Raw genomic sequence first — 20,523 nt, 5'->3', positions numbered from 1 at the left:
GGAGGTAAACGCTCATGCGCATCTTGAGCCCTGAGGAATGGAGTGCTCAACAGCATGAACACGAAAGGCAAGCCACCGACCGTTTGGAGCGCTTCCGGCATCCTGGCAGCTACCATCCTGTTTTCGATTTTCTCTTTGAGTACTATCCCGTACGGCCTTCTCACCTAAAGCGTTGGCACCCGGGTGTAGGAACTGCGCTAACAGGTACTCCTCCGCACGCGGAATGGCGGGATTACCACGCCACCCCAGACGGCGTTACCGTCGACCTCGGCAGCTTTTTAGAGCGTCGTGGTGACTCGGTTCGGTATATTTCTAATCTGCTTCGGCGCTCCGCTACCAATCCGGCCCACTTTGACTGCTTCGGTCTGCATGAATGGGCAATGGTCTACCACACGGATTCCCCGCGCCATTCGCTGCCCTTGCGGCTCGGTGCGGACGGCACCAACCGGGTTGTCGATGAGCACTCAATTAAGTGTTCTCACTATGATGCCTTTCGGTTCTTTACCCCTCCCGCTCGGCCTCTTAACCTCACTGTCCTGCATCGTGAGGAGCAGCCCGACAATGACCAGGCAGGCTGCGTACACGTCACAATGGATTTATATAAGTGGGCCTGGAAGCTGGGACCACTGGTTCCAGGCGAACTTTTCCTTGAGTGCCTGGATCTGGCGATTGAAGCGCGCAGCCTTGACATGGAGGCGTCCCCTTATGACTGCCGTGATTGGGGACTTGGCGTTGTGCCCATCGAAACACCTGAGGGCAAGGCCGAATACGTCTCGAGGCAAAGAACGCTGGCGCACAAAGCTGAACCACTGCGAGACCGGCTTGTCGCTGTGATGGATCAGGCACTTGCCCCGCTAGAATGAGCCATTAACAACGGCAGTTTGCTTGGGAGGAAGACACCACATGGCACGGCATTCAAACGGGAAAAATAGCTTCGCAGTAGCGGGATGGGTTATTGCGGTGGCTATTATCACGCTGCTGGCCATAATCGCCCTGGTGGCCTTCCTTTTACGCGGCGCGGGCAACGACGACGGCGAAGACTCCGCCGCACCCGCCGCAGTGGAAGGCAGCACCGAGGCTGCACCGGAAACCAGCACGGCAGCTGCTTCCAGTGCTTCCAGTGCTTCCAAATCCGCTGCGCCTACGAGCTCTTCTTCCCGGAAGAGCTCCGCTCCAACGACGAGTTCCGCAGCAGCTCCCAAGCCCGATGTGACGATGGCGGCAAATACGCTCCTGCTCTTGGATACCTCTACGGCCATGGCGCCGATGTACGGCCCTGTATCCAAAGCCTTGGGCACCACTGCTTCTGACCTAGCCGCTGACGGCGGAGCAGTTTCTTTGTGGAACTACTCCTCTCCTATCTCCGAGACCGCCACGGTTGGGTTCCGACAAAACCTGGGCTTTGGCGATGGCAACGCTGTATCCGGCACGCTCAGTGGCTTTGGAACTGGCGGTGTTCCGCAAACGCGCAGCGCCGTTGTAGCAGCTGTCGCGAATGCCGCCGATCAAGCCGCTGGAACTGGCGACAAGGCACGCGTAGTCGTAGTAACTACTGGCACCGAGCAGGACATGGATGATGCTCAATTCACGTCCGCTCTTGACGACGCCACCTCTAAGGACGTTTCTCTCAGCGTCGTCCATGTCGGTGAAGGCAGTGTCGATGCCGCACTGAAGTCCGCGGCTGATAGCTTCACCTCCGTTGACTCAGCCGATGAGGCCACGGTCTCTGGGGCGATTACTAAGGCCGCAGGGGTCTAATACGCAACTCTTCCTTGTCTAGGGCACCGAACGACGCCTCGCTCGGTGCCTTTATTGTCGGCCGTAGTGACTACTGCTCCCCTACGCCGCGGAGCTACGGGCACTTTCCCAAATATAAGCTGAGAGTCGGCTCGGGCACTAAGCGCCTGGGCTCGACCTCGATACCACCAGCTACATAGCGCAGAGAGGAACTGTCTTGCATGGTGCACTCGTGGCGATAGAGATTAAAAATCCACCCTTCTTCCCCGTGAGCTGGGAAGGAGGGTGGATTCTGTGTGGACGAGCTTAGGAGCTCTTGCGCTTGCGGCGAGCAGCCAACTCGTCGAGGCCGACCACGTTGTCCTCGGCGAAGTCTTCGATGCGCTCCGAAGGGAAGGAAGAAATGGTGCCGGACAGTTCCTTCAAGATACCCGGAACTGCAATACCGAAGACGCCTTGGCCGCCGGCGAGCAAGTCAATGACCTCATCGTTTGAACGGCATTCATAAACGGTAGTGCCGTCGGATACGAGGGTCAGCTCTGCTAGGTCATTCACACCCCGATCCCGTAGGGACTCAACTGCCAAACGGATATTTTGCAGAGAGATGCCGGTATCCAACAGGCGCTTCACAATCTTGAGCACCAGTACATCCTTAAAGGAGTACAGGCGCTGGGAGCCGGAGCCGCGTGCCGTGCGGATGGAAGGGTTGACCAGGTTGGTGCGTGCCCAATAGTCAAGCTGGCGGTAGGTGATGCCGGCAACTTGGCAAGCAATGGGAACTCGGTAGCCCACCTCTTCGTCGGGTCCGACGTCAAAAAGCGATTCCTGTACGTAGGTCGATTCGGACTGGGGGTCCTCGTTAATGCTCACGTAATTACTCCAATGGGGTTTGTTGGAAGTTCTAAAGATCAATTAAAAGCCAAGCGCATACGCCCGTCAAGCGCTGCTTGCTCAACTGTCAAGTACAACTTTAGACTTCTCAAACCCCATTGTCACCATTAGTCACACGCGTGTCATTAACTTTTTTCGTCGTCATCCCCCGATAGGAAGTCCTTTTCCTCCATACCCAAAGACCTCATCATGGCTTCAAAATCTGCATCTGCCTGGGCATTTCCCGACGCCGAGGTCGAGGAATCATTGTTTTCTCTGGTCTGCACATCATCGCCGGTGCCGGGGGTGGAAATTTCCAGGTCGAAGTACTCTTTCGCATCCGCATCGCTGGCATATACGGATACCTGGGCAAGGAGATCTGCTTCGGCTGAAATAGGGACGTTGAAATATGCGGATACAGCAAGTGCGTCACTTAACCGAGAGTCATAAACCTCGCCGTTCGGAGCCTTAATATCTACCATGAAGGTTCCTTGGTGGTAGTTGGCAATTTCAATGGCCTCTACCCCGCCAGTGCCCTCTAGTACCTCGCAGATAAGATCGTGCGAGGTGGGACGGTTTGGCTGGTGGCCGTCTAAGACTGCGGCCAGTTGCATACCCTCGATGGGAGAAATCCACACGGGTATCAAGCGGTTTTCTTCGGGCCAGCGCAGCAAAGCGCACACATCGTCTTCGGGACCGACCTGGTGGATACCGTGGAACTCTAGGGATACATCACTCATAGCTACCACTCTCCCACAAAGACGGGAGCACGTGTGTATTAGGAGTGGTATTCGTCGCGCAGATCCGACTTCACCAGAGTTGCGTGCAAAGACACCACGAGCGCGGTCATTTGCTGGGAGATTTCCTCCGCCTTCTGATGCGCGGTATCGGAGTTTGAGTGCGCCACGGGTGCCGCTGCCTGGGAGATCAGGTCTGCCTGACGGCGGGCGTTATTGCGCAGGGACTTGAGTTCACGGGAGCCGAAACCAAATGCCTTCAGCGCCACCGCGGCAGAGACAATGGCTACGTCGTCGGTATTGAAAAAGCCTGCGGCATCCGGGCGGATGAGGCCATATTTAACCAAGGAAGCTACATCATCTTCGCTGGCACTTGCTTGGGTAGCTACCTCTACATCGGTCAGGCGGGTGACCACAGGGGCCTTAAACTGCTGCGGCGAGAGCAGGGTTTCCGCATTTCCTGCGGACACGATGGCGGTCACCTGGCCGGAATCCATGGCTTCTAGCTGCTCACGAATAACCTTCAGCGGCGTATAGTTATCGCGCTGAGTGGTGAGAATATACCGCAGTCGATCTACGTCTTCTTGGGTGAAGCGGCGGTAGCCCGAGGCCGTGCGCTGTGGACTGATGAGCCCCTCAGATTCGAGGAAGCGAATCTTGGACACTGTGACGTCTGGGAATTGCTGATTCAGCGTTTCCAACACCACGCCAATGGACATGGTCTTTGGCTTCTTAGCTTTAGGGCTGGTGCGGCGTACTGCTGCGGCCGAAGAATCTGCTGCGCTCACTGTGTCTATCTCTTAGGGGTACTGAAAGTTCTTATCGTGACATAAGTAGACTACACCGCCCTTCCTAGTAAGGAAGTGCGGCTAGTCTACGTAAAAAAATTAGCTCTGGTTAGCGATGAAAACCAAGCGGAACTTGCCAATCTGGATTTCGTCTCCCACCTCGAGCACCTGAGAGTTGCGGGGCTCGCGGTTAACGTAGGTTCCGTTCAGGGATCCCACATCAACTACCTCAAACTTGCCGTCATCATTCTTGCGAAACTCCGCATGGCGGCGGGAGACCGTAACGTCATCGAGGAAGATGTCTGCCTCGGGGTGGCGGCCGGCGGTGGTAGTCGCCTGATCCAGCAAGAAGCGGGCACCCGCGTTCGGGCCACGCTTTACTACGAGGAGGGCCTGGCCTTCCGCCAGGTTGTCGGTGCCGGCAGCGGTAGCATCATTGCCATTCGCGCCGTTTTCCATCTCCTTGAGCAGGTCTGCGCGGAATACAGATGTGGTCTCTACCTGTGGTTCCGGGGTTCCGGTGTTCTCGCTCATTGTTACCTCCGGGGATTAGTTACGAGTTACTTATAACAATACTAGCGACTCATGTGAGTCCATGACCCCTTCGCGGGGAATTATTTCACCGGAAAATATTTCCGATGCCGCTCAGCACGGAATTTCCCTTGCCCGCAAGGGGGTTATCGGACACCATGTAGGTCCATGTAGCACTCGGACGAGCGAGGCCGGCGTCATCGAGGTGCGCCCCAGTGGCGTCGATAAGCACTGTGCGGAAAGTCTCCACAGACTTGTCGACGGCCCACTGAGCCAAGTCCTTAAACTCCCTCACCGCAATGCGGTGGTACTCGTCGATTGGCGTCTCCCGTGCGATGGCGCGCAGGTGGATCGACTCGCGCACATCGTCCATGAGCTCCAGGTGGTCGGCCCAGGCCAAGTCCAAATGATAGAGCATGATCTCGCGCGCGGCCTTGATGCGAGCTTCCTCTGCAACCTCTGCTAGCTCTGCTGCGCGCTCTGGAGCGCGTTGGGATAGTTCCTGCCAGGCTTGATTAGTATCCAGTAGTTTGGCTCGGCGCTCATCAATAATAATGCGCTGATCGGCTAGGAGCTGATTATACTTCCAGGTCTGGGCATGAATTTCGAGCAGTTGACCCTCGGTCACGCGCTGGCAGTGTGCTACAAAGTCGCTCACTCGCTTGGATTCAATGCGCCCATCTTCTGCTGGTTGGGCACGCACGGTTTCGCCGTCGCCACCTTGCTGGACCACATCGTCTTCGAGGGAGACGAAGAATAAGGACAGGCCCGGATCACCTTGCCGGCCCGCACGGCCGCGCAACTGATTATCCAAGCGGGCGGTGCGGTGGCGGGAGGTACCGATAACCGCCAAGCCACCCAACTCCGCTACTGCATCATGGTCAGCTTCGTTAGCACCGCCCAACTTAATATCGGTGCCGCGTCCGGCCATCTGGGTAGAGACGGTGACGCGTCCAATATCGCCGGCCTCGGCGACGATCTGTGCTTCCTGCTCATCGTTTTTAGCGTTGAGCACATTGACGTCGATGCCGCGCTCGCGCAACGCATCCGCCAGATCTTCCGACTCGGCAACATCCTGCGTGCCCACCAAGATGGGCTGGCCCGTGGCGTGAATGGTGGCAATTTCTTCCACGATTGCGGCGGATTTGTCATCGACCGTCGCAAAGATGCGGTCTTGCTCATCAAAGCGCTGCAGGGGTTTATTGCGGTCGATCACGGATACATGAAGATCATAGAACTGCCGCAGCTGATCGGTCGCCTCCACCGCGGTACCAGTCATGCCGCACACAAGTGGATAACGCCGCATAAGTTCTTGCAGCGTGATGGTGTCGAGGATGCGTCCGCCTTCGGAAACCTCTAGGCCTTCCTTGGCTTCTACTGCCGCTTGGAGTCCGTCGGGCCAGCGTTGGAGGTCGGCAACGCGGCCCCTGGAGGCGTCGATAAGCTGCAGCTTGCCATCCACCACGATGTAGTGGATGTCTCGGATAAGCAGGGCCTTGGCGTGCAGGGCGAGGTTGACCTTCACCAAAATGGTGCCGATATTCTCCTCCGAATAGAGCGAATCAATGCCCAATTCCTGCTCCACGCGGCGGGCACCGTTCTCGGTCAGCTGAACGGTGCGGCCGTCCTCAGAGATGGAGTAATCCAGCTTCTCGCGCAGGCGGGATACCACATTGGTGATGTGCCCGGTGGGCGCTTCACCTGGCCGATTACCGGCCAGCACTAGGGGCACAAGGGCCTCATCCACTAGGACGGAATCGGCTTCATCCACGAGGGCAACGTCGCCGGCGGCCTGCACCGTGTGGGAGCGGTCGGCAATTTGGTTATCGCGGAGCAGATCAAAGCCCAGCTCGTTGACTGGTGCGTAGATAATATCCTGCGCATAGGCAGCGCGGCGCTCGTCCGGTGTCATGCCCTCCGTCACCGAGGCAACGCTTAAGCCAAAGAACTCCACGACAGGGCGCATCCATTCGGCGTCGCGGGCGGCGAGATAGTTATTGACGGTGACAACGTGGACGCGTTTGCCAGTCAACGCGAAACCTGTAGCCGCCATGGCGCCCACCAAAGTCTTGCCTTCGCCGGTTGCCATCTGGATGACGTCTCCGGTGAGCAGGCGCAGGACTGCCTGGGATTGCACGTTGAAGGGATTCATGCCCAGGGTGCGCTCGCACGCTACGGCCAGGGCCGCAAGGAACTGCGCCTTATCTGCAATCTCGCCGCCTTTCACGGCATCGCGTGCGGCTTGGGCTACAGCTGTGTCGTCCTGCTGGCCCAATGCCCGTGCCGCTTCATCGGCTGAACCCACGATGGCCTTGGATTTCTTATCGTTACGCTCGCTTTGCGAGCCCATTGCCTTCCAGAACCAATCGAACGCGCCCATACCTCATCCTCCTTATTTTGATTACTCCTATCGACTGTAGTCAACCTGGTATGGCTTGCGGGTAAGAGGCCCGTTATTCTAGTTCTCATGCAATCCGTCAACGTTAAGCTGCCTTCGAGCCGGGGAACCGAGATGGCCGGAACCATCGACTTCCCGGACTCTCCCCCGATCGCCTACGCCATCTTTGCCCATTGCTTCGCCGGCTCCCGCCACACTCCCGGTGCTGCCCGCACTGCGAAGCAGCTCACTGAGTTTGGCATCGCCACTTTGCGTTTCGACTTTCCCGGCCTTGGCCAGTCCGCCGGAGAATTTGGCGATACTACTTTTAGCCAAAACGTTGATGATATCCATGCCGCTGCCGCCTGGCTGACGGAGAACTACTCTGCCCCACAATTGCTCATGGGCCACTCGCTGGGTGGCGCCGCTGCGTTGAAGGCGGCCACTACCATGAAATCTCTTAAGGCTGTAGCCACCATTGGCGCCCCCTTTGATCCTGCCCACTCCGTGCTTCACTATGCGGACAAGATCGGCGAGGTCGACGCCAACGGCGAGGTGGAAGTCATCCTCGGCGGCCGCGGCCTTACCATTTCCCGCAAGTTCCTCGAGGACTTGGCGGATACTAACCCCGAGGAATACCTGCCCAAGCTCCGCAAGCCGCTGATGGTATTGCACTCGCCCATTGACCAGACGGTGGGTATTGACAATGCGCAAAACATCTTCCTGCTCACGCGCTACCCCAAGTCCTTGGTTTCTTTGGACAAGACCGATCACCTTCTCACCAAGCAGGGCACGGCCGCCCGCGCTGCGGATCTCATCGGTGCATGGGCCGAGCAGTTCATCGTTCCTGATTACCGCCCGGAGGAAGTAGGCACCGACGCCGCCGTTGCACAGCCGGCCACCGGCACCAAATTCGGCGTGGTCGTCCGCCACAATGACCATAGCCTCAGCGCCGACCGCACGAAGAAGAATGGCGGCAAGGGTAAGGGCTTTACCGCAGAGGGCCTTGTTATGTCCGCACTGGCTACCGCCGCGACCCAAGCAATCAAGGATGCTGGCAAGAAGCTTGCGCTTGACGACGTCCACGTGAGCATCACCCAAACCGGCCCCGCCAGCTTTGAGCGCCGCATCGAGCTTGCCGGAAAACTGTCTGCGTCAGAAGAATCCACGCTGCGATCCGCCGCGAAGGACACCGATGTGGAGCGCATGCTCGGCAACGTCACCATCGTGGACGTGGACGCGCACTAATGGCTGCCTTCGAGTTTTCGCGCCGCTGCCCGTGCGGCACCGGCCTGACCTACGGAGAGTGCTGCGGCAAGTACCATGCCGGCACCAATGCGCCTACCGCTGAGGCGCTCATGCGCTCGCGTTTTAGCGCGTTCGTTACTGGCGACGAAGACTATCTGCTCCGTACGTGGGATCCCGATACTCGCCCTGCAACCCTTGACTTGGCTGATTCCCCCGTCCGGTTTTATCGCCTCGATATCCTGGATACCCAAGCAGGCGGATTGCTCGATAGTTCCGGCGTAGTGGAGTTTGAGGCCTTTTATAAAGGCGCGGCCGTTGGCTCACAACGCGAGCGGTCGTCCTTTCGCCGCGTGGGCGGTTCCTGGGTGTACTCCAGCGGCGAGTTTTAGCGCAGGTTACACCCCAAATTTCACAGTAGAATCCTACTGATGTAATCTAGACAGGTCGCACAGTTCGACGGCGGGCTATGGCGCAGTTTGGTAGCGCACTACACTGGGGGTGTAGGGGTCGCAGGTTCAAATCCTGTTAGCCCGACAAAAAGTTCAGCCGGCACCGTGAAGGTGCCGGCTTTTTCTATGCTGCGTTTACACCGCAAGCAAGATCGCGATTCCCAGCAGAATGAGCACCGTTGGAAACAGCACGCTTTCCCACTTTTCCAGTGCTTCTGCAATGCCCGGCCGCGTGGCTACAAACCGCGCTGCCCACACTAAGGGTGCCACGAGGATTACGAAGACCACGCAATAAGTCGCAACCTCAGCCGGCGTAGAGGTGGTAAACACTGGTACATAGACGCCGATATTGTCGCCACCGTTGGCAAAGGTCACCCCGGCTACCGCAAGTGCGCTCAGCCTCTTACCCGAAACATCCTCATCGTCATCCTCACCCCGGAATGCTTGCCACGCTGCCCATAGGCCTAGAAGCAATGGAATGAGGCCAAAGTAGCGAATCAATTCCTCAGGTAATACGGCATTGAAGCCCAATCCGACAATGGCCGAGGCCGCTAGTATGCCGAGAAAACCCACATACTGACCTAGCAGAATCGCGGGCGTCGTGCCCTTGCGACCAGCACCACGGGCGAAGAAGAGGGACAACACCACAATGTCATCGATGTTGGTGGCCATGAATAGTCCAGCAGCTGCTGCGAGAGTAGTAAGCACTCTCCTACCTTATCGCGTCATGACACTTGTCATGAAAATGTAATGACAGGGTCTATACATCATTCTTGCTGGCTACGGATACTTTCCAGGTATGAGCACTTTAAGCCCATCTACTGCACAGCCGCCAGCCATCGACGTATCCGGAGTAAGCAAATCCTTTGCTAGTAAATCCTCCAGACCTATCCGTGCGCTCAGCGATATTTCCTTCAGCATCGCCCAAGGCGAGATCGTAGGCCTACTAGGCACCAATGGAGCAGGTAAAACCACCCTATTTGATCTCATCCTCGGGCTCACCACACCCACCTCCGGCAACATATCCGTGCTCGGACACACACCGCACGCTGCGATCCGCGCGGCACAGATTGGCGCTGTGCTGCAAACCGGCGGCCTGCTACCCGAGCTCACAGTCCAGGACACCCTAAAGATGATTTCCTCTACCTTTCTTCCCCATCCCCTTCCCATCGGAGAAGTTGCCAAACAAGCAGACCTAGATCGGATCCTGCACCGCCCAGTAGGAAAATGCTCTGGTGGCGAGCAACAACGTGTGCGATTCGCCCTCGCTATTTTGGGCAATCCCCAAATCCTATTGCTCGATGAGCCAACAGCTGGCATGGATGCTCAAGCGCGCCACGAGTTCTGGTCCACCATGCACAGACAAGCAGACCAGGGACGCACCATTGTCTTCGCTACGCACTACCTCGAAGAGGCAGACAATTTTGCAGAAAGGATAATTCTCCTACACGAAGGAAAGCTGCGAGCCGATGCAAAGGCCACAGACCTGCGCGAACATTCAGACAAGCGCATAGTCGAGGCGAAGTTCGACGGCACACTTTTAAATGCGAAAGAGCTACCCGCCGTCGCCGAGTTTTCCTTGTCTGGCGGCTACGCCCGGATGACCACTAGTGACTCCGATGTACTTGCGAAATTCCTTCTCAACCACACCTCGGCCCATGACCTGACTATTCGCAAACACTCCTTAGAGGACGCATTTCTTGCTTTGACATCATCCCAGTCCTAACCCGTCACTCCGTTGGCCACTTCGTGAAAGGAACATGCCATGACCACACAAGCTGCAACGACCAGTGCGCGCACTCTCCGGTTTGCCACTCACAACCTGCTGCGCCTTCGTCGCAACCTTACTCCGCTGTTTTTCAGCACCATCTTGCCGGTATTTTTCTACCTTCTCTTTGGCACCATGATGGATTTTGGCGATACCTCCTTTAAGGGAGGAAACTTCGCCGCCTTAGAGATGATCAGCATGGCTCTTTACGGCGGCGTGGCAGGTTCCGTGTCTGCCGCTGGCTCCGCCGTGACCGCTGCGAAGACTGGGTGGGCGCGCCAATTAGCACTTACTCCCCTACACGCACGGCAGATTCTGTGGGCAAACCTCATATCCATCGGCTTTCAGGCACTGCTCCCCATAACCGCGGTGTTTATCACCGGTGCCATGACACAAGCTGCAATGCAACCACACCAATGGGTTTTAGCCTTTATCGCCTGCGTCCTAGTTTCCATTCCCTTTGGCTTTTATGGCTTGGTGTGGGCCATGGCTTTGCCCACCGACAATTCTGTCGCAATCGCCTCGACCTCCGTTGTCCTCTTCCTCTTTGCCGCCAATGTATTCACTCCACTTACCGAGCCGCTGATGGAATTGGGCCGCTTCACTCCCCTCTTTGGCCCGGTCGTGCTCGCCCAGTGGCCCCTTGCAGAAGGCATGCAGATTCTCAACGGGGAGGAAGGCACCGTGTCGCACCCCATGTGGGCCGCATGGTTAAACTTCGCGGTATGGACGACCATCTTTCTCACAGCTTGCCAGGTCCTGCGCTCTCGCGACAAGGCGCGCCGCTAATGGGCCCCTTTCGCAAGCCGTGGCGTGGTTTTAGACTCAACAGCGCTCTTTTTGCCAGCGTATGGTTGGTCTTCCTCATTCCCGGGTTGGTGATGACCTTTGCCGCGCCGGGCACGACGCTCACTGAACGAATTGGGGCTTCTGCGTGCGTTTTAGCGTTTAGTGCTGTCTACTTCTTTTCTTTTGGCGCAGTGGGCTACTACCCACGCGGATGGCGGTTAGGACAGCGGATCGGGCTTTACTGGGTGTCACTCGCGGTCATCGCAGCGGCATCAATTGGTTTCTTCGGGATAATAGCCGTCACGTATGTGCCTTACCTTGCGGCGCTGCTCGGCTTTAACCTTCCGCTACGACGAGCATTTGCGCTTACCCTGCTAATGGGGACCGTGCTCGCCACCACCACGTGGTTCTTCGCTCCTGAAAGCACCGGCTGGGCCCTGATAATCCTCTTCGCCTGGCCGATACTACTAGTGCTGTTAGGTACATTTTCCCAGCGCGAAGATAGCCGCGCTGAATTGGAACATGAATTGGACTTGGCACGCCAACGCGAGGACATCGCTACCGATGTTCACGATCTCTTGGGCCACTCTTTAACCGTTATCAACCTCAAATCAGAGCTTGCCCGCCGGCTAATAGATTCGGATCCGCAACGGGCGCAGCAGGAGCTCCAGGAGGTGAGCACGCTTTCTCGGAGAGGCTTGGGGGAAGTCCGCTCCACAGTAACCCGGATGCGCAGGCCCACTTTTGAAGGGGAAATCCACGCGGCTCACAGGGCTCTCGACACTGCCGGCATTGTGTCGTACTTGCCCTCTGCTGCCAATAGCGCTGGGCTTTACGACGCCGAATTTTCCTGGGCGCTGCGAGAGCTGATCACAAACGTGGTCCGCCACTCGGGTGCAGCGCACTGTTGGGTCCAGGTGACAGGCCACCAACTCCAAGTGGTGGACGATGGCTGCGGGTTTGACGCTGACGAAAGTCTTTCTCGTGCCCACGGTGGGATTGCCGGTTTGCGCAAGCGCATAACAGATGCTGGCGGACAGATGCTCTTTGCGCGCCGCAATGGCTGCACTTTGGCCTTGGTTACTATGAATGGCGACACGGTTTTTCTTCCTCTTACTACCGCCGGAGGCTCGGGCAATGACTAATCCCATCCGAGTTCTCATTGCTGAGGACCAATCATTGGTGCGTGGGGCGCTAATTGCCCTCTTGGACGCAGAGCCAGATATCAGCGTTGTGGCTGAGTGCGCAACGGGCGTGGAGGTTGCGGGGCTCGTCGCCAAGCATGGCGTCGACGTTGCGCTACTTGATATCGAAATGCCCGGTAAAAGCGGTCTTGATGCGGCCGCTGAGCTTGAGGGCACGGGTTGCCGCAGCCTGATTGTCACGACCTTTGGGCGCAGTGGCTACGTCAAACGTGCTTTGGAAACGGGCGTAGCTGGCTTCGTAGTCAAGGACACCCCACCCGAACAACTTGCCGAAGCCATTAGGCGAGTGCACGCCGGTCTAAAGGTCATTGACCCTGCACTGGCCCAAGAGACAATTTTCACGCCCGACAATCCACTAACCGCACGCGAAAAGGAGGTCACACGTCATGTCTTGGAGGGCAGCGACACCCGCCAGATTGCCGGGCAACTTCACCTGAGCACTGGCACAGTGCGCAATATTGTCTCTTCCCTTATCGCCAAGACAGGAACTGGGAACCGCTTTGAGGCAGCAACTACGGCACATGCCCGGGGATGGATATAGAAAGGGGATCCCGCTGCGGCCCCTCTATTGCTTGGTTTCCTATTCTGGCCTTTTTAGCTCAAGGACATTGACCATGCCCTGAAGAACCACGTCCATCACCTTGGAAGCTAGGTTGAAGTAGAAATCAGCCGAGTGATAGCGCAGGGCTCCTACGGTACTCAACTGCGAGAGACCGTGGATGGAAGCCCACAGCGCCGCAATCTGGGTAAAGAGAATCCATGGCGATCGTGGCCCATTCGACTCAGAAATAGCATCGCGCACCAGATTCATGATGAAGGTAAAGGCCTTACCCATATCGAATGGCTGCTCAGTATCGCCGGACTCATCGAAAGAGACGGGGACAATCGAGCGGCTTGATACCTCAATGAGGGCGACAAAGCCGACGGGGTCTTCCAGCGCAAACTCCAAATATCCGAAGCCGGTTGCCTTAATATAAGCCAACCCGTGGGATCCTTCCGGCACGGCCTGGTTCTGGCGCATGATCGCTAGCGTATTAGCTTCATCCAAAGACTCTTCCAAAGAACGCAGCAGGTGAGAATTACCATCGAAAAGATGCTCCGCATCTGCCAAATCTACGCCTGCTCGTGCAGCAGCAGAGCCGAGATGCAAGCTAGGAAGACCATTATAGGCAATCTCTTCGGCCGCGCCACGGAAGATGGCTGCACGCTTTTCCTCAGCCGTAGTCTTTGGCATGTCCTTGGCTGCTGTAGTAAGCGGTTCCGCTGGCTCTCCAACGAGTGCTAGCGGTTCAAAGGGCGCAATCTTCCCGTCACGCAGGCTATCTTCCAGCCCAGAGAATAAAGTCTCAATGCAAGCATTGAAGGTCTGCTTCTTCGCCGTGGGCGAGAGGTGACGCATAATGCCGAACGTGGCCAAGTGGGTAATACCCTGCAGCTCAGACAGGAAAGTAAGGGCTTGGATCACTACCAAGCGGTGATCAAAATCGCCGCGTGCTGCAATGGCGGCTTCCCGCATGTGCTCAAGCATCCAGCGGAAGGTGGGCGGGAAGGCATCAAAGCTTTTCCCCTCCTCGATGCCTTCCTCAAAGTTGGGAAAGCTCGTTGCCGTCTCGCAGTTGTTATAGGCGGCGAAGTAAGTGGGGTTTTCAACAGCCCAGTTGAAGTAGACCTTGGCAGACTCGCGAAGTTTCTGAATCGCGGTCGCGTCACCCGGCAATTTATCGAGTGTTTCGAAAGACGCTACTCGGAGACGCTCATCCAAGAACCGGCTGGTCTGAATGTAAAGGTCGTGGTCATCTTCAAAGAAAGACTTAGCTTCATCGACTGGAACCGCGATCTTCTCCGCCACAGCACAAACCTTTAAGGCGTCGCGCCCACCCTTAGCTAGGATCCGGGCACCCTGCTCCAGCAACCGCTGCTTAGTTGAGCCCGCATGGGAAACGGTGCCTTCAAGATTGTTCACAAATATAATCCTAGCGATTTCATGCAAAATTGCTTGGGATACGTTCACTTTATAAGTTGAGTCACCCACGAAAAGGTGGGAGCGCCAATATAGACCTTTGCCAGCTTTATGCCGCTGGTCTTTATATAGCTTTGGCCCCCTACCCTTGCGGGCTGGGGGCCAAAATAGAAAGTAGGCATTCGCCCTTTAAGCGGGCGGAAGCTATTTACTCGTTACCGAGCTTGTCGTCAGCTGTGTCACGAGCCTTGTCGATCTGATCTGCCTTGTCCTCGCCCAGCTTGCCCTTAGCTGCGTCAGCTGCCTTGTCCAAGCCCTTGTCGCTGAGCTCTTCGCCCTTGTCGGAGTTCAGTGCGTCCTTTGCCTTATCGAAGATACCCATGTGGTTTTCCTTTCTTCTAGTTCTAGCTTTATCTAAAAGCTGCCGTGTCCGGCAACACACCCCAACGTACCGACACTTGGGCCAACATGCCACCGAAAAGTCTCTTTGGCCACTAGACCAAATTAGTTTTGCCACCCCGCAGCGCGATTGTTCTCAGGGGACATCCAGACACCCCCACAACCTATCGAGCGCCCAATAAGGGCTGCTGCTTTAGCCCTACCCTAGCGAAGTATAAGCAAAATCAGGGTGTACATTTTTGCTGCAGGCCAATTTTCCTCAGTCTTGCAAATGATAGCGTTAGACGGTATCGACGATTTACCAACAAAGGCTTCGCACCATGGCTTCAACTACCCCAGCGCCACCGTCCACTTCGGAAACGGCCACGGAATTCTTTGGCTTAGTATGGCCGGGCAAAGAGGCTGCCCGAGCAGCCGCCAGCGCGCCGCTGACGCAACGTTTCACGCGTGATATTGCGCTCAGCACAGCCTGCGACACGGACAACGCGATTATTGCGGCAGATAATCTTCCGGTTCTGCAAGGGCTCGCCAACCGCGGGGAACTCTTTGACGTCATCTATATCGACCCGCCTTATAATACCGGCAAAGACTTCGTCTACCGCGATAACTATCGTTTGCGCCGCCAGATGCGTTCTGGAAGCTATGCAGAATGGCACTCGCAATGGCTGTCGATGATGCTTCCCCGACTCATCTTGGCCCGAGACGTACTTTCCGCACAAGGTTTCATTTTTGTCTCCATTGGAGAAGACGAAGTGGCCAATACGCGCAAGGTACTCGATGAAGTTTTTGGAGAGGAGTGCTTTGGCGGCCAATTGATTTGGAAGAAGGCAGGAACCGGCAAGAATGATTCTAAGTACGCAGTGGTAGAGCACGAATATATTCTGTGCTATGCCCGTACTCCCGATAATCCTGGATTCAATGTCGATCTCCAAGGCCATACTTCCACCAAATACAACCATGAGGACGACAAAGGGAAGTACTCCTTGGTGCGCTTGGACTCTAAGACCCTTGGGTACCTTCCCTCCCTCGACTTCCCTATCTCTGGGCCCGACGGAAAGGAATATTGGCCGGACCAGCCGGTGGGAAAAGAAAAAGTCGCCCGTTGGCGCTGGGGCCGGGAAAAGGTTGAACAGCGCTTCGATGAGCTCGTCTTCCGGCGAGGTTTTGTCTATACCAAGAACTATCAAAAGGTGGGAGCGCGCCCACGCTCTATCTTGGACGGGGAGCGCTTTGGGGTGACCCGCACTGGCCGGCGCGATGCTGAAGACGTCATGGGGCTAGAGGGCGTTTTCGAGTTTCCCAAACCGGTGCGCTTAATTAAGCACCTCATTTCCATTGCGGGTGGAAAGGATGCGCGCGTCCTTGACTTTTTTGCGGGCTCCGGCACCACTGCACAGGCGGTAGTGGAACTCAATAACGACGATGGGGGCGCTCGGTCTTTTCACCTTGTGCAAATTCCAGAGCCAACCTCCCCGCGTAGCGCCGCTCATCGCGCGGGCTTTTCTACCATTGCAGATATTTGCATTGAAAGGGTGCGCAAGGTTCCAGGCGCATCCTTTCAGGTCTATAGACAAGACTAAGTCTGTGCGGTACCAGACGGGCGACCGGGAATGCCGAAGAAGTCTAGGACGCGATCGGTAGCGAAGAATTTACCTACTTCATTGTGCGCATCTGCTGTACCACCAGGCCATACGTGTGAGCCTCCGGCGATACGGATATGTTCAAGCGGTGCGGTACAGCCGCTCCACTTCATATCGAGTGCATTGTTGACTAAACGGGTCGTATCGACCTTGGTAGAGCAACCATTTCGTTTACGGTCTTGTTCCAGCACGGATTCCACGGAGTAGTACTTGGTCTTATGGCGCGTTCCACCGTAGTAACCCACCACGGGGTCCACGGTGCCGTGAATATCCAATCGCCCCACGGGCGAATGAGCACAGTCTTTAAGAATATCTTTGTAGTAGGCGGCGGAAACTGTAGCCACAGACTTAAAAACATCGGGCATCTGACAGGCCAGGTAGGCGGCAAACCCGCCGCCGTTTGACATGCCGGTGGCAAAGATTCGGGAGTCATCTACCCGGTACGTTGCTCGAACGGCATCAATGATGTCGCGAACAAATTTTTTGTCTTCTGCTGTTGACGTCTTGGCATAGGGAGCAGGGCTCCATGCCTTCTTTTTGCCTTCCGCGAAAACGGTGATGGCATCAGCGGCATCGAGGCGGGAATAGCCGCGGAGATTTTCGGCAGATTGTCCCCAGCCTGGAAAGGCCAGGACGATGGGCCACTTTTTATCCCCCGTGTAGTCCTTGGGCACGCTGAGGATGAAGGAACGACCCGATGGCAGATTAACGGTGGTATAGCTTCCTGGCTCGGGTCCGCTCAGCGGTGCAGAGGTTGGAATCCCTAGGTTTTTCGTCTCAGTTGGGACTGCTTGGGGCGCGGAGTCGGGCGAATCGGCCGAACATGATGCGCCGGCAACCGCAAGGAAACTCACTGCTACCGCACCAACCAGGGCCCGTAGCGACCTCGCGTTCATCTTTGTCGTCCCTTCTGCCATGCGGTCCATAGTTGCTTATAGCGGCCACCATAATCTAACAGTTCGTGGTGACTGCCTTGCTCCACCACCCGTCCGTTATCCATCACGGCGATGCTATCGGCTCGTGCGGCCTGGTCTAATCGGTGCGCCACTACCAGTGATGTTCGCCCACGGGTGACCTCTGATGCGGCTTCTTCCAGAGCTCCTGCCCCCACCGATCCGGCCTCTGCGGTGGCCTCATCCATGAGGACGATCTTGGGATCTAAAAGCAATATTCGCGCCAGCGCAAGCTGCTGCGCTGCTACTGGGTCAAGGTGGATTCCCTGAGCGCCAATGACCGTATCTAGGCCCTCCTCTAACTGCGCATACCACTGTGCGCCGACGCGCTGCAGTGCATCTTCCATTTGCGCATCCGAGGCTTGCGGGGCGGCCAAGGACAAATCTTCGCGCAGGGTTCCTGAAAATACGTGGACCTCTTGGGAAATCATCGCTAAACGCGCCACCCGTTCGGAATCAGAAAGGGCCGATACCTCTACTCCATCCACCACGACTGTTCCGGTAGCCGGGACTCGCAGTCCGGCTAGAAGAGCAGCGACCGTGGTCTTTCCCGCACCAGAGGCTCCCACTAAAGCTACGGTATGTCCAGCGGGAAGCTTAAGGTTTACGTCTTGCACAGCCCAGCCTCCGTCATCGTAGCGAAAGCTCACTTCTTTTAATTCGGCAACTCCACCTGGGGTCGGGGCGCCGAAGTCTGGCACCGCCCGTGGCGGGTCCATAACCACCCCAACTATCCGCGACAGGGAGGCATAGCCGGATTGAACGGTATCGATGACTCGCATCAATCCCATGAGCGGCCCGCGCAAGCGAATAAGAAGGAGCATGGCCGCGGTAACGGCGCCAACGGTGAGCGCCCCAGCCTGCACCACCCAAAAGCTAACGACCAGACCGCAGACCAGCATGACTAGCTCAATGACCGTCATCCATAGCTGCAGGACCATCATTGTCCTTCGCGCAGCGTAGCCCTTGTCCACCACCTGTGCGGAGGCACGTTCAATACCGGCATGCATCTGGTCTTCCATGCCAAAGGCGCGCACGGTCTCTCGCCCTCGAATTGCCTCCAGGAGCCTGCGTGCCCGTTCCGCCATGGCAGCGCGTTCGTCGGTATAGCGCTGTGGAGCGCGCTGCAGGTACTGGCGCGCAGCAATGAAATATAACGGCGTAACTGCGCCTACTACCAGTAGGTATTGCCAGTTGAGGCTGACTAGTGCCACCCCGGTGGTTGCGATGGCGAAGGCAGATTTCGCCAGCACGGGGACGGTCTCGGTTACGGCAGCCGATAGTTCTGCTACATCATCGGTAGAGCGAGAGACCAAATCCCCAGTGCCGGCTTCCTCCACCCGGTGGGTAGGCAGGCGAAGAGCGGTAGAGACCATATCTTCCCGCAAAGCGGAGATCACTCTTTCGCTCAGGCGTGAAAGGACATAGAACCCCGCTGCAGAAAACAGTGCGGAGACCGCGGCCACCAGCACCAGCGAGATGCCGATGGGCACAATGGCGCCCTGAGTAATGACAGCATCAACGATCTTTCCCAATAAGATGGGGATCGCTACATTGCTACCGGCGCCTGCGGTAAGCAAGGCTAAGGCCGCTGCGGCTTGGGGGCGGGCACCGGGGACGTCGGAAAGCTGGCGGCCCACTTCCTTACGCACTTGGGGCCAGGAGGCCGTAGGAAACCGCATCATAGCTCCGCCCCCACTGCTGCCCACGCCGGCGAGGTGGTGAAGACAAGCGTGGGCTTAGGCCCGCGGTGATACGCCACCCGCTGGGCAATTTCCTGCTCGGTCACCGAATCCACCGCGGTAGTTGGATCGGCCAAAATTAAGATCTCTGCGTCGGCAGCAAGGGCTCGTGCCAGCGCCACGCGCTGTTGCTGTCCACCAGAAAGGTTTCGGCCGCCCTCTCCCACCTCGCGATCCAACCCGCCCGGGATATCTTCCCCTGCAGCCACGTAGAGGGCTCGTTGTGCACTCGCGCTATCCGGATGAATATTGTCCCGCACGGTTCCCTCGAAAAGCATAGTTTCGTGTGGAACAACCAAGAATCGCTCGCGCGGCAAGAAGACGAGATCCTCTGGAACAGGTTCGGGTACCACGTTGACCCCAGGAGCGAGGGCTGGAACCTGCGGTTCGCTCTTTTCCACCCCGGGGGCGGCAAGGAGGGCGGTAATGCGCTCAGCGCTTGCCTGTGCGGCCGCCCACCGCGAGGCGATATTTCGGCCCAGCATCGTCATCGGGGTGATAATGAACTGCGTAAGGCCGATGACCGTAATGAGTTCACCTACGCTAATCATGGAACGCATGGCCATCGCCCCTGCGCCAATGCCCACTGCAATGACGTAAACCGAGCCCAAAATCTCCGTAGTCGCATTAAGGCGCGCTTGGGCACCATTGGCTTCTACCGTCTGCACATAGGCGGCACCAGACACCGCGGAATAACGCCTACTCACTGTGGCTACAGCGCCCAGGCCCTTAAGGATCCGCAGGCCTTGGACCACATCGGTGGCCATGGAGCTGGCCTTCGCCAACGCCGCTTGGCGGATTCCGGAACGCGTACGCAGAGGCTTTGCCGCGCGCACTGAGCCCCACACCATGAGCGGACCGCCGCACAAAATGGCGATGCCTAAAGGCAGGTTAATACGGCTAGCCATGATCGCCACATACACAATGGCGGTGATCTCAGCGACGGGAAAGACCGTCATCATGACGGCATTCTGCACGCGCCGTGCGTCTGTGGAGGCGATGGCTAGTAGCTCGCCGGCGGTGCGAGGCCTGCCTGCAAGGCCCCGCGGGTCCTGAATCCTATCCGTGATGGCCATGCGAACATCGTGCCCAATTACTAGCATGGCTCGCGCGTTGAGGCCGCGTCCAAACCATGCGGCCAAAGCATTAAGGCAAAATGCGACCACTAAAACGGCCAGCCACAAGCCTAGTCGGTCAACGGATCCTTTCGAGACAGCTTCATCAATGGCATGTCCCACTATCACTGGAGTCGATCCGTTAAGCAGAAAAGAGACAGCCATGCAGAGTGCGGCCGGCACAGTGAGGGATGGACGAGAAAAGACAGTCTTTA

20 protein-coding genes and 1 tRNA gene are annotated in these 20,523 nt (G+C 57.1%); 10 read left to right on the top strand and 11 right to left on the bottom strand.

What is annotated here, in order from left to right:
- Window positions 1-14: 14 nt before the first annotated feature.
- Complete coding sequence (locus MHX61_RS07575; protein ID WP_239193893.1) at window positions 15-863, top strand: 3-methyladenine DNA glycosylase; 849 nt, start codon at window positions 15-17, stop codon at window positions 861-863.
- Between the two features lie 40 nt (window positions 864-903).
- Window positions 904-1,758, top strand: a complete 855-nt coding sequence (locus tag MHX61_RS07570; RefSeq protein ID WP_239193891.1) for a hypothetical protein — start codon at window positions 904-906, stop codon at window positions 1,756-1,758.
- 285 nt (window positions 1,759-2,043) lie between these two features.
- Here MHX61_RS07570 and MHX61_RS07565 read toward each other — a convergent pair whose 3' ends face one another.
- From MHX61_RS07565 to secA2, 5 genes are all read right to left on the bottom strand, one after another.
- A complete protein-coding gene (locus MHX61_RS07565; protein WP_284596884.1) occupies window positions 2,044-2,607 on the bottom strand; it encodes a MerR family transcriptional regulator in 564 nt (187 codons plus the stop codon).
- Window positions 2,608-2,753: 146 nt separating this feature from the next.
- Window positions 2,754-3,347, bottom strand: coding sequence for a bifunctional nuclease family protein (locus tag MHX61_RS07560; protein WP_239193890.1), 594 nt, complete (start codon window positions 3,345-3,347; stop codon window positions 2,754-2,756).
- A 38-nt stretch (window positions 3,348-3,385) separates the two neighbouring features.
- Entirely contained in the window at window positions 3,386-4,132 is a 747-nt protein-coding gene (locus tag MHX61_RS07555) for a MerR family transcriptional regulator (protein WP_005324733.1), read from the bottom strand.
- A 99-nt stretch (window positions 4,133-4,231) separates the two neighbouring features.
- A complete protein-coding gene (gene odhI / locus MHX61_RS07550; RefSeq protein ID WP_005324732.1) occupies window positions 4,232-4,666 on the bottom strand; it encodes an oxoglutarate dehydrogenase inhibitor Odhl in 435 nt (144 codons plus the stop codon).
- Window positions 4,667-4,751: 85 nt separating this feature from the next.
- Window positions 4,752-7,043, bottom strand: coding sequence for an accessory Sec system translocase SecA2 (gene secA2, locus MHX61_RS07545; protein WP_239193888.1), 2,292 nt, complete (start codon window positions 7,041-7,043; stop codon window positions 4,752-4,754).
- An 87-nt stretch (window positions 7,044-7,130) separates the two neighbouring features.
- Here secA2 and MHX61_RS07540 point away from each other — a divergent pair, with 87 nt between their 5' ends.
- From MHX61_RS07540 to MHX61_RS07530, 3 genes are all read left to right on the top strand, one after another.
- The gene (locus MHX61_RS07540; protein ID WP_239193886.1) at window positions 7,131-8,288 is read left to right on the top strand and encodes a S9 family peptidase; all 1,158 of its coding nucleotides are present in this window, start codon (window positions 7,131-7,133) and stop codon (window positions 8,286-8,288) included.
- On the top strand, window positions 8,288-8,677 hold the full coding sequence (locus MHX61_RS07535) for a YchJ family protein (protein WP_239193884.1): 390 nt from the start codon (window positions 8,288-8,290) through the stop codon (window positions 8,675-8,677). Before MHX61_RS07540 ends, MHX61_RS07535 begins: the two co-directional genes overlap by 1 nt.
- A 71-nt stretch (window positions 8,678-8,748) precedes the next feature.
- Window positions 8,749-8,822: transfer RNA gene (locus MHX61_RS07530), tRNA-Pro, on the top strand.
- Between the two features lie 50 nt (window positions 8,823-8,872).
- Here MHX61_RS07530 and MHX61_RS07525 read toward each other — a convergent pair.
- Window positions 8,873-9,409: a cadmium resistance transporter gene (locus MHX61_RS07525; RefSeq protein ID WP_255717633.1), complete on the bottom strand. Its 537-nt coding sequence runs from the start codon at window positions 9,407-9,409 to the stop codon at window positions 8,873-8,875.
- Window positions 9,410-9,536: 127 nt separating this feature from the next.
- Between MHX61_RS07525 and MHX61_RS07520 the strand changes: the two genes are divergently transcribed.
- From MHX61_RS07520 to MHX61_RS07505, 4 genes are read left to right on the top strand one after another with little or no spacing between them, the layout of a single operon-like run.
- Complete coding sequence (locus tag MHX61_RS07520; protein WP_239193882.1) at window positions 9,537-10,463, top strand: ABC transporter ATP-binding protein; 927 nt, start codon at window positions 9,537-9,539, stop codon at window positions 10,461-10,463.
- A 39-nt stretch (window positions 10,464-10,502) separates the two neighbouring features.
- Entirely contained in the window at window positions 10,503-11,294 is a 792-nt protein-coding gene (locus MHX61_RS07515) for an ABC transporter permease (protein ID WP_239193881.1), read from the top strand.
- A complete protein-coding gene (locus tag MHX61_RS07510) occupies window positions 11,231-12,439 on the top strand; it encodes a sensor histidine kinase (RefSeq protein ID WP_370658413.1) in 1,209 nt (402 codons plus the stop codon). Before MHX61_RS07515 ends, MHX61_RS07510 begins: the two co-directional genes overlap by 64 nt.
- On the top strand, window positions 12,432-13,040 hold the full coding sequence (locus MHX61_RS07505) for a response regulator transcription factor (RefSeq protein WP_239193880.1): 609 nt from the start codon (window positions 12,432-12,434) through the stop codon (window positions 13,038-13,040). Before MHX61_RS07510 ends, MHX61_RS07505 begins: the two co-directional genes overlap by 8 nt.
- A 39-nt stretch (window positions 13,041-13,079) precedes the next feature.
- Here the strand turns inward: MHX61_RS07505 and MHX61_RS07500 are convergent, their stop codons facing one another.
- Both MHX61_RS07500 and MHX61_RS07495 read right to left on the bottom strand, forming a co-directional pair.
- Window positions 13,080-14,462, bottom strand: a complete 1,383-nt coding sequence (locus tag MHX61_RS07500) for a hypothetical protein (RefSeq protein ID WP_239193879.1) — start codon at window positions 14,460-14,462, stop codon at window positions 13,080-13,082.
- A gap of 205 nt (window positions 14,463-14,667) precedes the next feature.
- Entirely contained in the window at window positions 14,668-14,841 is a 174-nt protein-coding gene (locus tag MHX61_RS07495) for an antitoxin (protein WP_239193878.1), read from the bottom strand.
- Window positions 14,842-15,178: 337 nt separating this feature from the next.
- Between MHX61_RS07495 and MHX61_RS07490 the strand changes: the two genes are divergently transcribed.
- Complete coding sequence (locus MHX61_RS07490) at window positions 15,179-16,438, top strand: site-specific DNA-methyltransferase (RefSeq protein ID WP_239193877.1); 1,260 nt, start codon at window positions 15,179-15,181, stop codon at window positions 16,436-16,438.
- Here MHX61_RS07490 and MHX61_RS07485 read toward each other — a convergent pair.
- The 3 genes from MHX61_RS07485 to MHX61_RS07475 are packed head-to-tail and all read right to left on the bottom strand — an operon-like array spanning window position 16,435 to window position 20,473.
- Window positions 16,435-17,352 carry a PHB depolymerase family esterase gene (locus MHX61_RS07485; RefSeq protein WP_239193876.1) on the bottom strand — a complete coding sequence of 306 codons (918 nt, stop codon included), beginning with the start codon at window positions 17,350-17,352 and terminating at the stop codon, window positions 16,435-16,437. The two genes, MHX61_RS07490 and MHX61_RS07485, sit on opposite strands and share 4 nt — an antisense overlap.
- A 38-nt stretch (window positions 17,353-17,390) precedes the next feature.
- Window positions 17,391-19,133, bottom strand: coding sequence for an ABC transporter ATP-binding protein (locus MHX61_RS07480; protein ID WP_239193952.1), 1,743 nt, complete (start codon window positions 19,131-19,133; stop codon window positions 17,391-17,393).
- On the bottom strand, window positions 19,133-20,473 hold the full coding sequence (locus tag MHX61_RS07475) for an ABC transporter transmembrane domain-containing protein (protein ID WP_370658412.1): 1,341 nt from the start codon (window positions 20,471-20,473) through the stop codon (window positions 19,133-19,135). The genes MHX61_RS07480 and MHX61_RS07475 overlap by 1 nt, the downstream gene beginning before the upstream one ends.
- Between the last annotated feature and the right edge of the window lie 50 nt (window positions 20,474-20,523).

Origin of the sequence: Corynebacterium sp. ACRPF (genome assembly GCF_022347395.1) — a bacterium.
Taxonomy (GTDB): domain Bacteria; phylum Actinomycetota; class Actinomycetes; order Mycobacteriales; family Mycobacteriaceae; genus Corynebacterium; species Corynebacterium tuberculostearicum_D.
Note: the sequence above shows the minus strand (reverse complement) of the source record. Positions and strands in the feature narration are given on the sequence as shown.

Coding starts and splice junctions, on each gene's coding strand:
- MHX61_RS07540 (WP_239193886.1), top strand. CDS start 7,131: ATGCAATCCGTCAACGTTAAGCTGCCTTCGAGCCGGGGAACCGAGATG.
- MHX61_RS07575 (WP_239193893.1), top strand. CDS start 15: ATGCGCATCTTGAGCCCTGAGGAATGGAGTGCTCAACAGCATGAACAC.
- MHX61_RS07520 (WP_239193882.1), top strand. CDS start 9,537: ATGAGCACTTTAAGCCCATCTACTGCACAGCCGCCAGCCATCGACGTA.
- MHX61_RS07535 (WP_239193884.1), top strand. CDS start 8,288: ATGGCTGCCTTCGAGTTTTCGCGCCGCTGCCCGTGCGGCACCGGCCTG.
- odhI (WP_005324732.1), bottom strand. CDS start 4,666: ATGAGCGAGAACACCGGAACCCCGGAACCACAGGTAGAGACCACATCT.
- MHX61_RS07505 (WP_239193880.1), top strand. CDS start 12,432: ATGACTAATCCCATCCGAGTTCTCATTGCTGAGGACCAATCATTGGTG.
- MHX61_RS07475 (WP_370658412.1), bottom strand. CDS start 20,473: ATGGCTGTCTCTTTTCTGCTTAACGGATCGACTCCAGTGATAGTGGGA.
- MHX61_RS07560 (WP_239193890.1), bottom strand. CDS start 3,347: ATGAGTGATGTATCCCTAGAGTTCCACGGTATCCACCAGGTCGGTCCC.
- MHX61_RS07515 (WP_239193881.1), top strand. CDS start 10,503: ATGACCACACAAGCTGCAACGACCAGTGCGCGCACTCTCCGGTTTGCC.
- MHX61_RS07570 (WP_239193891.1), top strand. CDS start 904: ATGGCACGGCATTCAAACGGGAAAAATAGCTTCGCAGTAGCGGGATGG.
- MHX61_RS07525 (WP_255717633.1), bottom strand. CDS start 9,409: ATGGCCACCAACATCGATGACATTGTGGTGTTGTCCCTCTTCTTCGCC.
- MHX61_RS07510 (WP_370658413.1), top strand. CDS start 11,231: ATGGACGACCATCTTTCTCACAGCTTGCCAGGTCCTGCGCTCTCGCGA.
- secA2 (WP_239193888.1), bottom strand. CDS start 7,043: ATGGGCGCGTTCGATTGGTTCTGGAAGGCAATGGGCTCGCAAAGCGAG.
- MHX61_RS07495 (WP_239193878.1), bottom strand. CDS start 14,841: ATGGGTATCTTCGATAAGGCAAAGGACGCACTGAACTCCGACAAGGGC.
- MHX61_RS07480 (WP_239193952.1), bottom strand. CDS start 19,133: ATGCGGTTTCCTACGGCCTCCTGGCCCCAAGTGCGTAAGGAAGTGGGC.
- MHX61_RS07490 (WP_239193877.1), top strand. CDS start 15,179: ATGGCTTCAACTACCCCAGCGCCACCGTCCACTTCGGAAACGGCCACG.